This window comes from Paraburkholderia sp. CI2, assembly GCF_014201055.1.
Taxonomy (GTDB): domain Bacteria; phylum Pseudomonadota; class Gammaproteobacteria; order Burkholderiales; family Burkholderiaceae; genus Paraburkholderia; species Paraburkholderia tuberum.
On sequence record NZ_JACHDL010000027.1, the window covers coordinates 93,025 to 105,910 of the forward strand.

A 12,886-nucleotide genomic window follows, 5' to 3' on the forward strand; every position below is an offset into this window, starting at 1 on the left:
AGTCACACGAAAACAAGCAGATTGATATAGTCATGTATATGTTTGTATGTTTGAGGTCGGGCTGCAATGAGGTATAACCCGGACGAGCGCACGCAAGCGAGCACGCGGCCGCAGCTGGCGACCAGTGATGTATTCGGCGAACGAGGTGTAGAGCCCTGAAAGTCGCGGGAAAAATGCGACTTGCCGGGTGACAGAGAGTCAGTTCGCGTTGTCGGTCCTATGACGGCACCGAACGCGGCGAGGGAGTCGCGTTGTCAGCGAATATCGACCTGATACTGGAACGCTGCAGCAGCACCACGCGTGGTGCGCCATTCAATAGGCGTCCCGGCGAAATCGGATGCCACACGGTGCACAAGGATTACCGGGCTGCCAACGTCGATATGCAAGAGCGCTGCATCAGCGTCCGTCGCCTGTTCGACGTTCAGAATCTCGGTTGCGGATGCGACGATTTGGCGGCAAAGCCGCTCGTAGAGCGGATAAAGCAAATCTTCGAAGCCACCAAGGGGCAGAGTCGCCAGCGCTTCGAAACGGCTTCGTGGAAGCCATATTTCTTCCGACAAAACCGGTTGTCGGTCAATCAGTCGTACCCGCGAGAGATGAACAGCCTTCTCCGTCGCCTTCATCCGCAAGGTTGAGCGAATCGTCTCGTTTGGCTTGACGACCTCGCGGCTGAGCACCTTCGCCGTCGGTCGGACCGGCTTCCCGTCAGCTGACTTGAATCGGAAGAAGCGGAACAACGACGAATCAAAGCGCGGGCGCCGGACAAAGGTCCCCTTTCCCTGGGTGCGGGTGAGCACCCCGTCGGCCACCAGCAAATCAATGGCTTTCCGAAGTGTGCCGGTCGACACGTTATAAAACAGGCTGAGCTCCGCCTCTGTGTCGATTGCCTTTTCTGGCGCCCACTCGCCCTCCGCGATGCGGCGCACCAGGTCATCGCGTAGCTGCTGGTACCGGGGCAATCGACCGTCTGGCTTGGCCGAGAACGACTGCATATCCATGATTCATATAGTTGTTCACAGGAATAGTCACTGTACAACATCTGCAGGAACAAGGGTAAATCCCCAATGACTTCTTCGTCGAGGCGCCTAAACTAAACATATAGTCATATACATGAATATATGAATTTACCTTGGAGACGGCGATGTTCACCTGGTACAAGCAAGGCACACCTCTCGAACGAAACACCTTCTGGGGATGTTTCGCGGGTTGGGGCCTCGATGCCCTCGATGTGCAGATGTTTACCCTGGCAATCCCCGCAATCATCGCAGCGTACGGCATCGACCACACGCAGGCGGGCGCAATCAGCGGCGTGACACTGGTGTCATCGGCGATGGGCGGCTGGTTGGCGGGCGCCTTGTCCGACAGGATTGGTCGGGTGCGGACGCTGCAGATTACGATTCTCTGGTTTGCCAGCTTCACGTTCCTCTGCGCCTTCGCCCAGAGTTTTCCTCAACTACTGGTCCTGAAGGCCCTGCAAGGGTTCGGGTTCGGCGGAGAGTGGGCTGCAGGCGCCGTGTTGATGGCTGAGACCATCCGGACGGAACACCGCGGCAAGGCCATGGGCGCGGTACAGAGCGCCTGGGCTGTCGGCTGGGCCGGCGCAGTGCTGTTGTATGCCGCAGCTTTTTCGTGGTTGCCGTCAGACACGGCGTGGCGTGTCATGTTCGGTGTTGGCCTGCTGCCCGCGCTTCTCGTCCTCTACGTCCGCCGCAATCTCCGCGAACCCGTGCGCGTTGAGCCGTCTCGCGCTGAACCCGCTGTTTCTGTGTGGGGGCAAATCGCGCAAGTATTCCAGCCGCGCGTCATCAAGACCACCGTCATCGGGGCGATTCTGGGCACAGGCGCACACGGCGGATACTACGCCATCATGACCTGGCTGCCGACCTTCCTCTCCAAGGAAAGACATCTGTCGGTCCTCAACACCGGTGGGTATCTTGCGGTTGTTATCGTGGCTTTCTGGTGCGGCTGTATGGCGAGCGCTTACTTGCTCGACCGTATCGGACGCCGGCGCAACATCGCATTCTTTGCATTTTCTTGCATCGTCACCGTGCTCGCCTACGTGATGCTTCCATTGAGCAACGCGCAGATGCTTGTTCTGGGCTTCCCGCTAGGCTTTTTCGCCGCCGGCATCCCGGCCAGCCTGGGCGCACTTTTCAACGAACTCTATCCTGCGGACATGCGCGGGACAGGCGTCGGCTTTTGCTACAACTTCGGTCGCATCGCCTCGGCGGGTTTCCCTGTGCTGGTCGGGTACATGAGTCATTCGATGTCGCTGGGAGCAGCGATTGGCATCGATGCCGCGATTGCGTATGGGCTGGCGATGGTTGCCGTGTTGCTGCTTCCCGAAACGCGCGGCAAGCGGTTGCGGCCGTCCGGCGTCGAACAGGCTTCGCGACCGGTCGCCGACGCCGAATTAGCGCTTGACCATCCCCGGAGCCAGCGATGACTCAGGCACCATCCATCGCGCGGCCACGGCTGCCGCGCGTTGACACGCACGCGCACGTGTTTGCCCGGACTCTGCCGCTGGCGGACGGACGGCGCTACGCACCCGACTATGACGCAACGCTGGACGCCTACCTGAAGCTTCTGGACGAGAACGATATTGGCAATGCCGTCCTTGTGCAGCCCAGCTTTCTCGGCACCGATAACAGCCATCTTTTAAAGGCGCTGACCAGCGACATTAGCCGGCTGCGAGGTGTAGCAGTCGTGTCCCCCGAAATTTCAGAAGACGACCTGCAGCGGCTGAACTGCCAGGGTGTGACGGGCGTGCGTCTGAACCTTGTCGGGCAGACGCTCCCCAAGCTGGGCTCGGCGCCATATGTAACGCTTTGGCGGCAGTTATCAAAACTAGGCTGGCATGTTGAGTTGCACAGGGAGGCCTCGGACCTGGCGCCGCTCGTCAACACTTTGCTGGATGAGGGCTTGCCAGTCGTCGTTGACCATTTTGGCCGCCCTGACCCGGACAGCGGCACACGCGACCCGGGGTTTCACGACCTGTTGGAGTTTGGCCCATCCGGCCGGGTGTGGGTCAAGATTTCGGGCGCCTATCGGTGCTCGGAGCCGGACTCGAGTTTCATGCGCGATGCCACGGACCAACTCATAGACGCATTTGGCGCCGAACGTCTGATGTGGGGCAGCGACTGGCCACACACGCAGTTTGAACATGCGACGAACTACAGCCGGACGCTCACCGCGTTGCTGGACTTACATCTTGCGCCCGCGATTGTCGAGGCAATCCTGTGCTCAACCCCGCACTCGTTTTACGGGTTCGACAAAGACCCCGTGAGGGATATTGTCCGGACGACACCGACTTCCCAACTCACTTCCTGAGGTCATCATGCAAGTCACCGGTATGTTGCACGGCGCCAGATTGCTGCAGTTCGTGGGCTTTCCGACACCCGAAATTCTGGGTCCGGACGCCAGCGAAGAGCAGATTCGAGCGATGCTGAAAAAACACGGGATGATTTTCATCAAGCCGGTTTTCAAGGGCGGTGTTGGCAAGAAGGGCAAGGCCGGTCTGATTGGCCGCGCGACTGACCTGACGACCGCCTTGAAGGAGAAGGAGCGTCTTTACTTCGTCGAACATCACGTTGCCAATACTGTGTCGAAAGCCAACGGTGTGACCTTTGAGGCGGGTGTGCCGGCCGAGTACGAGGTCTATTTCTCGATTACCGACTCGACACACTTCCGCGCACCGACGATGACGCTCACACATCACGGTGGCGTCGACATCGAGGAACTGGACAAGTCGCAAGTTGTGCAGATTCCGTTTGACCCGCTCACCGGGCTCAAGGCGTTCGTCGTGGCGAACGCGCTTTCGACGCTGGGCGCACCCAAACAGATTATCTCGCCGCTTGTGCAGCACCTCCCCAAGTTGTGGGAGCTCTACCACGGGTTCGGAATGACGACTCTCGAACTCAATCCAATCCGGATGCGTGAGGATAGCAAGGGACGGCTGACACCCGTCGCCTGTGACTTCAAATGCGGCTTCGACCGTGATGACCCGCGCTGGCAGCGCCTTGACCTGCCCGCGCATCTCTTCGCAGTCGACTATTCAGACTTCGAACAGGAAATCAACCAGCTTCGCACATATCAAGGGCAGAGCGACGTCTACGTCATTAACGCGAAGGGCAGCATTCTCGCTCCGACGTTCGGTGGCGGCGCGAACTCCCTTGTCACGCAAATGCTCGGAGACGACGCCATCATCTCGTCAGACTTCGGCGGCAACCCACCCTACGAAAAGATGAAGGAAGTCGCCCGCATCTGCTTCAAGCACTGGATTGAGCAGAGCAATGTGCTGTTCATCATTGGTGGAAAGTCGAACAACACGGATATTTTCGAAACATTTCGCGCAATGGCCGACGCGTTACGCGAGCACTTCAGTCAGCACGGCCCGACGCCGCTCTATGTGGTGGTCGGCCGTGGCGGTCCGAATCTGGTTCGCGGAATGGGAGCATTGCGCGACACGCTCGATTCACTGGGATTGCCGTACACCTTCTTCGGGTTTGACTCGGACATGAGCGAGGTCGTCCTGCATGCGAAGCAGGTTGACCAATGGATGAAAGCAGGCGGCCGTGAGCAGATTGCCGCGAAGCTGGGAATTGCGGTCAAACAGGCTGCCTGAGCATCTCATCGACTGAGGAGAATCATTATGTACAAGCAGGGCATTGGCGATTTTAAATACTTCGTAGGAATTAGTTCGTTATCCCAAGTTGCAACAAAGGACGACCGCGTTTGCGTGCTCAATATTCTGGGCGGCGAGTCGAGCGATGTCACGCCCGTCGGTCATGCCTATTCCGGTGGCAATGTGGTGTTTGGCACGGCTCCGGGAAAGCACGGCCAGGTACTGGAAACGGCACTTGGAAGCGTGCCGGTCTACAACAACGTTCTCGAAGGACTGAACGATGGCCACAGGTTCAACTGCGGCGTCATCTACCTCCCTCCTTCCGCTGCACGAGATGGCGTGGCCGAGCTTATCCGCGTCAACCCGGAACTGAAGAAGATTTTCATCGTCACCGAAAAGCTGGCCGTCAGTGACTCCCGCGAAATCCGCGCGATGGGTCAGTCCAACGGCATCGACATTTTTGGCGGCAACAGCCTCGGCGTAGCTGACACGTGGAACCAGGTGCGTATCGGCGGAGCGCTGGGCGGCGACAATCCTGAAGAGGCATTGCGACGCGGCTCAATTGCATTGTTCTCGAACTCGGGCAACTTCACAACGACCATTGCAACCTACCTGCGGATGGCCGGATGGGGTACGACAACAGCCATTTCAAGTGGCAAAGACGTCTACATTCAATTCGCGGCGCCCGAGTTCGCTGCGGCGCTGGCAAACGACGCGCGAAGCAAGGCCGCCGTTCTTTATGTTGAACCGGGCGGCTACTACGAGCTCGACGCCAACTTTACGAAGCCGGTGGTTGCGTGCGTCGTGGGTCGCTGGAAGTCAAAGCTGACCCGTGCTGTCGGACACGCGGGTGCTATGTCCGGAGGCGCGGACGACGCCGCATCGAAAGAACAATGGTTTCTCGATAAATTCGGGGTGTCAAGTGTGTTCACACCGGACAATCCGGCCGTGTCGGCAAAGGGTGCGCTTGTCACGAACATCGCGCACATACCCGCAGCACTCACGGCTGTGATGCGTGAAAACGCCTGCAGGCCAGATTTCGAGCCGGAAGGTAACCTCGCATTAAAACCGTGGTTTAGCAGTCACCGCGGATTGAGCCTGCCGCAGGCGCTCGATTTGCCTGTCGTGCAGGCCGCGGCCCCATACGATGCCCAGATTGCCGCGCTCGACAAACAGGTTGGAGCTGTACCACCGCGACAGTCGATGAAGGATGCTTCTGGCGCGTCGCAGATGGACCCGAAGTCGCAGGTGACCAGTCTGTACGGCGTTTCGATGCTTGATGCGGCGCAGTACCCCCTTGAGACAAACGTAAGCCTCGCGCTGCTCCACGAACCCGGCGGGATGAACGACCGAGCGCTAATCAACGTCGCTGTGAGTGCGTTCCTGAACCTGTATGGACATCCTGCACTCGCGGCGGCGCAGGCTGCACGGGATGCCGGTAATGCACCGAACACTGTTCTTGCCGCCGCTGCGAGCATTATCGGGCCGCGCGGGCAAGTCGGGCCCCGCCAGGCGGTCCGCGCTCTAATCGACGCCTTCGCTGCGGTGAGGCTCGAGAACGCGACGGACGAAAATTTCGACTTTTCTCGCGCCCAAGTCAGCGACTTAAGCCTGTTCGTCGGCAGCGAACCTGATTTGCGGGCTCGCGCAATCCTGGACGGACTCAACGCCCGCGACGTCAAGTCGACGTTCGTGCGATATATCGAAAGCCTGCCTGGCGAACCGACTACTGACGCCGTACTGGCGGCCATTTGCGCGACGCTCGCATGGGGACCGCTAATGCGCAAACGCATTTCGCGCCTTTCGGCCGAGAGCCTTCCCTGGTGGATACAGCTGTTCGGTTCTTTAATCGGAGCGTCGGTGCCGTCGGATCAGCACTGCCCGGACAGCTTCTGCGGCGTCGAAACGAAAGCAATCCTGGAGCAGCGGTCGCTTGGTGAAACCGCCTTCAGCGCGTTGTTTGGATTGTCGCCAGGCACGAGCGACTTGTTTCCCTTCCAATTGCTGGTCGGTCTGCTGCTGTCAAATGGACCCGGAACGATTTCCGCGCAGGGTGCAAAAGGTGCGGTCTCTGCTGACGGTCCCGAAGACCCCGAACGCGTCCAGCTCAACAAGGCGTTAATCGGCTTCCTGACGCACAGCGGTTATACACACGGCGGAAATGGATTCGAGGGAATTGCATTTTTGCTCGACCAGTTCAGGGATAGTGGACTGACTGACCCGGGCGACCCGGCTCACGGGCTCGATCTGAAAGCACTGGCGATGACGTACGTCGAAAGTTACGCCAAATACAAATCGAGCAAGAAAACGAGCGGCAGCCTCGACATTCAGAAGATTCCCGGCGTGAATCATCCGGTGTTTAAGGACAAGCCGGTCAACCACGATCCACGTGAAGTGTTCGTTCGGCAGTTGTTCGCCGAGCGCGGCGAATATAACATCTTCCACGACTTCTATCGGACGTTGGTGCAAAGTCTGTTCGACGCCGGGGTTTCGCGAAACGTCTACTGCGTCAACGTCGACGCGGTGATTGCCGCGTTGCTGCTCAAGATGCTCTGGCAGCCATATCGTGACGGAACCTATTCCCGCAACGCCTTGGAGACGGCCGCCTTCACTATATTTCTATACCCCCGCATGCTCGGTTGCGCGGCTGAAATCGACGACCATATGAACCGCGGAAGGAACATGGATACGCGGACACCCGCGTCGGAGTGCCGTTTCGTCGCGTAGGGGGATGACCCGGCAGCGCTAGACGTCCTTCTACGCTGCCGGGCTTACGCTCACATCTGTCTGATGTCCCTAAGTTGCGGCGGTCAAACCGGTTCACTGCCTCTGATGTGTGCGGTACCCGGACCAAGGACATGCGCAAATCCGAACGGGAGGTTTAACGCGAACAGTCAGCAATTTCATCATTGACGTCTTCTGCCTGGCGGAAAGGAAGCTGCGTCAAGACCATCGTCTCGGCTCGTCGATTGTTGACGATCCAGGTCTTGTTAGCGAATGACCGAATCTGGCCGACCATCGCCTCATGCGCCCAGCGTTTGCCACTCCGCAAGTGGCGCTCGACTTTCTCACGCACGGTCGCTGGCGAAAGGTTGGTCTCAGGTAGTTCCGCGGCGCGCGCCACCCTCACGAGTAACCGGCAGCAGGCCGCTGCCGGTTTCAACTACGCTCTCATCCGTCAATTTGCTGAATGGCGGCCAGTCGCCACGCCTGGTTGCCACGTGCGTCGCTGACCATGTTCCAGACTTCCTGGAACGGCTGGGCAGTCGGCGCATCGTCTTCCCGCATTTGACCGTAAAAGCGAACGCTAACCAGCGTTTCATCCGCATTGCGTTCTGTGCCAAGCACTTCCGCGTCAAGTTGCGTGACTTCCGTATGACTCACCTGGCGACCCCGAGCTTCGAGATCCCGCTTGATTTGCGCGAACATCTCCGGTGTCGTCAATTCGAACAGGTCACCCTGCTCGTTCCGGTCCCATGCGCCTTGAAGGCGCATGAACAAGGTCTTTGCCGATACAAGAAACGCCGCCTGATCCTGCTCGAGTGGTCGTCCCGTTGTCCTCTCCGTGTCCGCTGCTCCGGTCGAACCCATCGCCGCGTTCGGCCAGCCCCGCAAGTTCGCTTCAGGCCGCGCTTGCGGGATCTGATTCAGAAACCGTGAGCCGTTCGTTTGCTGGCGGTTCACGGGACCGTGTCCATAGGCAAGATCCGGACGACGCCGGTTGGCGATAAAGCGGAATAGCATCACGCCGGCGAAAATCACCGCCCCGATCAGCAACGCATTCGACAGCATCTGCGCCAGCCCTTCGCCCAGGCCAAACGACGACAGTAATGCTGCAATCCCAAGGCCCGCAGCGAGACCAGCCAGCGGGCCCATCCAGCGGTTACCCGCTGCCGCAGCTGGCGCCTGCGCGGCCTGTTGTGCCGGCTGTGCCTGTTGGCTTTGCTGCGCTGGTCCAGACGGCGACGCCGTCTGCGACTGCCGCCCGATGCTTTGACTCCCGCCTACGCGCTTCGCCTCGGCGTCGGTCGACGCCACGGCGCCCAGCGCCAGCAGCCCCGCCAGACCGAGCGCGGCCGTCCCGCGCGTGACTGCACCGGCAGCACGTCGTAATTTGTTGATGATTTGCGTGTACATAAAAACCTCTTTCGATGAGTCGCGAAACTGCCCGCAACGCGCTCCATTTGCGCGCACGAATACATTACGAACAGTAATATTTTTAGCTACGCAAGCTCGCCGCCGGTTGTGCCTTCGATCCATCAAAAGCGGCGTGAAAACCGTTGCCGTGGATGTAGTGCACCAGTTGCCGGATGGTGTGTTCCTGCTCGGAAATCAGGTTCTTGATCAGGTCGCCGATCGACACCATTCCTGTCACCTGCCCTGCGCTGAGCACAGGCAGATGGCGAATCCGATGTTCTGTCATGATCGCCATGCACTCGTCCGTCGTCTGCTTCGGGCTGACATAACGCACCGCCGTCGACATGATGTCGCGCACAGGCGTATTCGTTGACGAGCGTTCCATCAGAACGATCTTCCGGGCGTAATCGCGCTCCGTCACGATGCCGGCTATGCGCCCGTCGTGCACGGCGATGAACGCTCCAACCTCCCTGTGAGCCATGATCGATATCGCGTTGCAAACCGAAGCGGATGCCTCGATCGACCACACTGTCCGGGAAGCTTTCGCACGCAGCAATTCTGCAACCGATGCCATATGTCACCTCTGTCAGCTTCATGAAACGCCCGCCGACGCTTCGGGGCGAGGTCTCAATCTAACTGAACCCACGCCAACATAAAATTCGTATTTTTATTGTTGATACTTCGAGAAAAACATATCTTTCCGTAATCGGTGGAGGGTTCGTGAATTTCAAGCATCTCTATTACTTTTGGGTCGCGGCTCGCGCGGGCGGCATCGTGCGCGCGGGCGAGCAGTTGCACATCACGCCGCAAACGCTCAGTGGCCAGATCAAGCTTCTCGAAGAGGCGCTGGATAAGAAGCTGTTCAGGAAAACCGGCCGCACGCTCGAACTGACCGATGCGGGGCGCCTCGCGCTCGACTACGCCGACGAGATATTTTCGTTAGGTTCGGAACTCGAAAGCGCTGTGCGGCGCGAAAGCGAATCCGGTGCGCAAACGCGGTTTCGCGTCGGGATCGCGGATTCGGTCCCCAAGGCGATTGCGTACCGGCTGCTGGAACCCGCGCTGAGCGCGTCGGCGTCGCTGCGCATGATCTGCCACGAAGGCAAACTGCACGCGCTGCTCGCGCAACTGGCCGTGCACCGCCTCGATCTGATCATCGCGGACGCCCCCATTCCCGTCGACGTCAACATCAAGGCGTTCAATCACCGCCTCGGACGTTCGACGCTAAGCTGCTTCGCAACCCAGGCGCTGATTCAAAGCAGCAAAAAACGCTTCCCGATGTCGCTCGACAAGCTGCCTGTGCTACTGCCCGGCACGGAATCCGCCGTGCGGCGCAAGCTGGATCACTGGCTCGCCTCGCACGCCATTTCGCCGCGCATCGTCGGCGAGTTCGACGACGGAGCGATGACCATGGCATTCGGCCGCGAAGGCCGCGGCCTGCTGTTCGCGCCAACCGTGCTCGAAAGCCAGTTGCAGACAGAGCACAACCTGACGATAGTCGGGCAGATCAATTCGATCGTCGAGGAATTTTTTGCAATCTCTATCGAGCGCCACATCAGCCACCCGGCTGTCGCGATGATCATGGACGCGGCGCGTAGCGAACTGTTCAACGTTTAGCGGGGCCGTTTCTGTGTAGGATGACCTCGCGATGCCGGCAACACCCGGGTTTGAGCGCGCTTGCGGCCCCTTACGTAGCGGGAACGCGGCGATCACCTCGAAGGTCTCGATGCGAACGCACGCGTGTTCAATTCGATGATGACAATAGCTACTATCGCTATTCCATTAGAGCGATGAACAGATTGCTAATGTCCGCGAGAAGCACGCATGCGTTTTATATCGAGTCGACGTCCATACGCGATCTATCCAAAGTTTGCGGCCGACGGCTCGCCTGATCAAACGGCCGGGCAGATGAAGGCTATGGCCGTTTCCGATGTGAAGGGTACGCCTCTCGCGATTGATACCCCGCATCTTGCGATGCTTCGTTACGTTGTCAGAGTCGCTCTTTATTCAGACTCCTAGACGCGCCCGGTGACACGGGCGGTTCCCTCATGTTGAAGCGGGAACAGCTCCTGCAAGCAACTTCGTGTCGCAGTCACCACCTTCTATCCGCTGGCGGCTAGCCAGCCTCATCTGTTGCGCGTTGCACCGGAATTTCTTTTCGGGAGCACGCCCCATCTCAAGAATCGGTTACGTGAGTAACCCGGGCACCCCACGGGCATGTTCACTTCAAACCGCCCATACGTCGTGTCCCGCGCTTTCCATGCTGATATTGTCGGAACGCCTTTGCGGATCACTGACTTCAGTTGCGCCCCCTCGGGTATCACCCCGTCCTTCAGATAGCGCCACAACGCAATTGCGAGACGGCGCCGGTTGTGGAATTCCCGCCAGAACAGTTCGAGCGCAGGACGCATGCAGGTCAGTCAAAGTCGAACATATCGAACAGTGACTTCTTCTTGCGGCGCGGATCGTTGTGCTTGCGCTGATCGCCGTGGTAAGAATCGTTGCGCCGTCCCCGCTGCTGGTCATGGTGGCCGTCGCGGTCGCCGTAGCGCTCGTCGCGCTCGACCTGATTGCTTCTGTTGTCCGGTTCGGGCGTGTCCTGCATCTGGGTCAGCAGTTTGTCCAACTCGCCGCGATCGAGCCATACGCCACGGCATGTCGGGCAATAGTCGATCTCGATGTTCTGACGCTCGGTCATCAGCAGATCGGGGGTCTTGCAAACGGGGCACTTCATTGCGTTGCTCCTTTCGTAACGTTCAACCTTTGTGCTGCCGGTCGGGGCGGCGTTCAACCGCCCCGATACTTCTGTCAGTCCGCTTCAGTCCGCTTCGTTCAGTTCGAGAAAGCCGAACCGCTGGTCTGCGTCTTTTCAGACCTTGCTTCGGAGCCGGCTTCACGCTCCGCTTCCAAAACTGCCGCCTCGTGCTCGCGCTTGTCCTTTCTGCGCCGCGCCATCATGTTCATGCCTTCGACGAAGCCTGCGAACGCCATGGCCGTATAGATGTAGCCCTTCGGCACGTGCGAACCAAAACCTTCGGCAATCAGCGTCATCGCGATCACCAGCAGGAAGCTCAGCGCAAGCGTGACGATGGTCGGATTGCGCTCGATGAACTTCGACAGCGGGCGAGCCGCGAACAACATCGCCGTGACAGCAGCGATCACTGCAATGAACATGATGGGCAGGTGATCCGTCATTCCGACCGCGGTGATGATGCTGTCGACGGAAAACACGAGGTCGAGCAGCAGAATCTGGCCGATGGCAGCCGTCACCGTCAGGCCGCCGACGCCCATCGCAGGATTCGTGTGCGCCTCGGTGTCACGGCTCACGTGATGGTGCATTTCACGCGTGGCCTTCCACACAAGGAACAGACCGCCCGCGAGCAGGATCAGGTCGCGCCACGAAAACGCGTGATCGAACACGGAAAACACAGGCTCGGTGAGACGCGCGATCCACGCGACGGTGCCCAGCAGGCCGAGCCGCATCAGCAGCGCCAGCATGATGCCGATACGCTGCGTGCGCGCGCGTTGCGCTTCGGGGAGCTTGTTGCTCAGAATCGAAATGAAGATCAGGTTGTCGATGCCAAGCACGATCTCCATCACGACGAGCGTCACGAGTGCAGCCCATGCAGCAGGATCGGCGGCCAGGGTCAGTAAGGATTCCATTTGCGAGCGTCGTTGTCCGGTTGAGACGAAAACGGCTGATTACTGGGTCACAGCCTGTGGAAAGCATGATCGCCTGGCGCCGCATTCGAAAAAACCAGTGATAAGCTGACGGTTGGTTCGGTTTTTTCGAAGTGAGGCCACACATGCTCAACTACCGGCACTTGCACTATTTCTGGGTCGTCGTGAAGGAAGGCGGGTTTGCGCGCGCCGCCGAACGGCTCGACATGGCGGTGCAAACCATCAGCGCGCAGGTGCGCGAACTGGAAAAATCGCTCGGACATCAACTGCTGAAGCCCGCCGGACGCGGCGTCGCTATGACGGAAGCGGGACAGGCGGCGTATGCGCGAGCGGAGGAAATCTTCCAGATCGGGCGCGCGTTGCACGACGAAGTGCGCGAAGCGGCCAGCGGGACCGTCGCGCGCTTCGCGGTCGGCTTGACGGATGGCATTTCGAAGCTGGCCG

At 59.3% G+C, this 12,886-nt stretch carries 11 protein-coding genes; 6 read left to right on the top strand and 5 right to left on the bottom strand.

Annotated features, from left to right (window positions below; genetic code table 11):
* Nucleotides 1–254 precede the first annotated feature (254 nt).
* Nucleotides 255–998: a GntR family transcriptional regulator gene (locus tag HDG32_RS29485; protein WP_184072695.1), complete on the bottom strand. Its 744-nt coding sequence runs from the start codon at nt 996–998 to the stop codon at nt 255–257.
* A 143-nt stretch (nt 999–1,141) separates the two neighbouring features.
* On the opposite strand from HDG32_RS29485, the gene HDG32_RS29490 reads away from it, so the two are divergent.
* Genes HDG32_RS29490 through HDG32_RS29505 form a run of 4 tightly spaced genes read left to right on the top strand, consistent with a single transcriptional unit; the run spans nt 1,142 to nt 7,351 of the window.
* Nucleotides 1,142–2,446, top strand: coding sequence for an MFS transporter (locus HDG32_RS29490; RefSeq protein WP_184072697.1), 1,305 nt, complete (start codon nt 1,142–1,144; stop codon nt 2,444–2,446).
* Nucleotides 2,443–3,330: an amidohydrolase gene (locus HDG32_RS29495; protein ID WP_184072699.1), complete on the top strand. Its 888-nt coding sequence runs from the start codon at nt 2,443–2,445 to the stop codon at nt 3,328–3,330. The genes HDG32_RS29490 and HDG32_RS29495 overlap by 4 nt, the downstream gene beginning before the upstream one ends.
* A 7-nt stretch (nt 3,331–3,337) precedes the next feature.
* Nucleotides 3,338–4,624, top strand: coding sequence for an ATP citrate lyase citrate-binding domain-containing protein (locus tag HDG32_RS29500; protein WP_184072701.1), 1,287 nt, complete (start codon nt 3,338–3,340; stop codon nt 4,622–4,624).
* Between the two features lie 27 nt (nt 4,625–4,651).
* A complete protein-coding gene (locus tag HDG32_RS29505; protein ID WP_184072703.1) occupies nt 4,652–7,351 on the top strand; it encodes a CoA-binding protein in 2,700 nt (899 codons plus the stop codon).
* Nucleotides 7,352–7,795: 444 nt separating this feature from the next.
* On the opposite strand, the gene HDG32_RS29510 is transcribed toward HDG32_RS29505, so the two are convergent.
* Nucleotides 7,796–8,761 carry a Tim44 domain-containing protein gene (locus HDG32_RS29510; RefSeq protein WP_184072722.1) on the bottom strand — a complete coding sequence of 322 codons (966 nt, stop codon included), beginning with the start codon at nt 8,759–8,761 and terminating at the stop codon, nt 7,796–7,798.
* 82 nt (nt 8,762–8,843) lie between these two features.
* Nucleotides 8,844–9,335 carry a CBS domain-containing protein gene (locus tag HDG32_RS29515; RefSeq protein ID WP_184072705.1) on the bottom strand — a complete coding sequence of 164 codons (492 nt, stop codon included), beginning with the start codon at nt 9,333–9,335 and terminating at the stop codon, nt 8,844–8,846.
* A gap of 146 nt (nt 9,336–9,481) precedes the next feature.
* On the opposite strand from HDG32_RS29515, the gene nhaR reads away from it, so the two are divergent.
* Nucleotides 9,482–10,378: a transcriptional activator NhaR gene (gene nhaR / locus HDG32_RS29520; protein WP_184072707.1), complete on the top strand. Its 897-nt coding sequence runs from the start codon at nt 9,482–9,484 to the stop codon at nt 10,376–10,378.
* A gap of 799 nt (nt 10,379–11,177) precedes the next feature.
* On the opposite strand, the gene HDG32_RS29525 is transcribed toward nhaR, so the two are convergent.
* Together HDG32_RS29525 and HDG32_RS29530 are read right to left on the bottom strand one after the other, a co-directional pair.
* The gene (locus HDG32_RS29525; protein ID WP_184072709.1) at nt 11,178–11,495 is read right to left on the bottom strand and encodes a zf-TFIIB domain-containing protein; all 318 of its coding nucleotides are present in this window, start codon (nt 11,493–11,495) and stop codon (nt 11,178–11,180) included.
* Between the two features lie 98 nt (nt 11,496–11,593).
* Nucleotides 11,594–12,424: a TerC family protein gene (locus HDG32_RS29530; protein WP_184072711.1), complete on the bottom strand. Its 831-nt coding sequence runs from the start codon at nt 12,422–12,424 to the stop codon at nt 11,594–11,596.
* A 143-nt stretch (nt 12,425–12,567) separates the two neighbouring features.
* Here HDG32_RS29530 and HDG32_RS29535 point away from each other — a divergent pair.
* On the top strand, nt 12,568–12,886 hold a 319-nt coding region (locus HDG32_RS29535), incomplete at its 3' end, for a LysR family transcriptional regulator (RefSeq protein ID WP_184072713.1).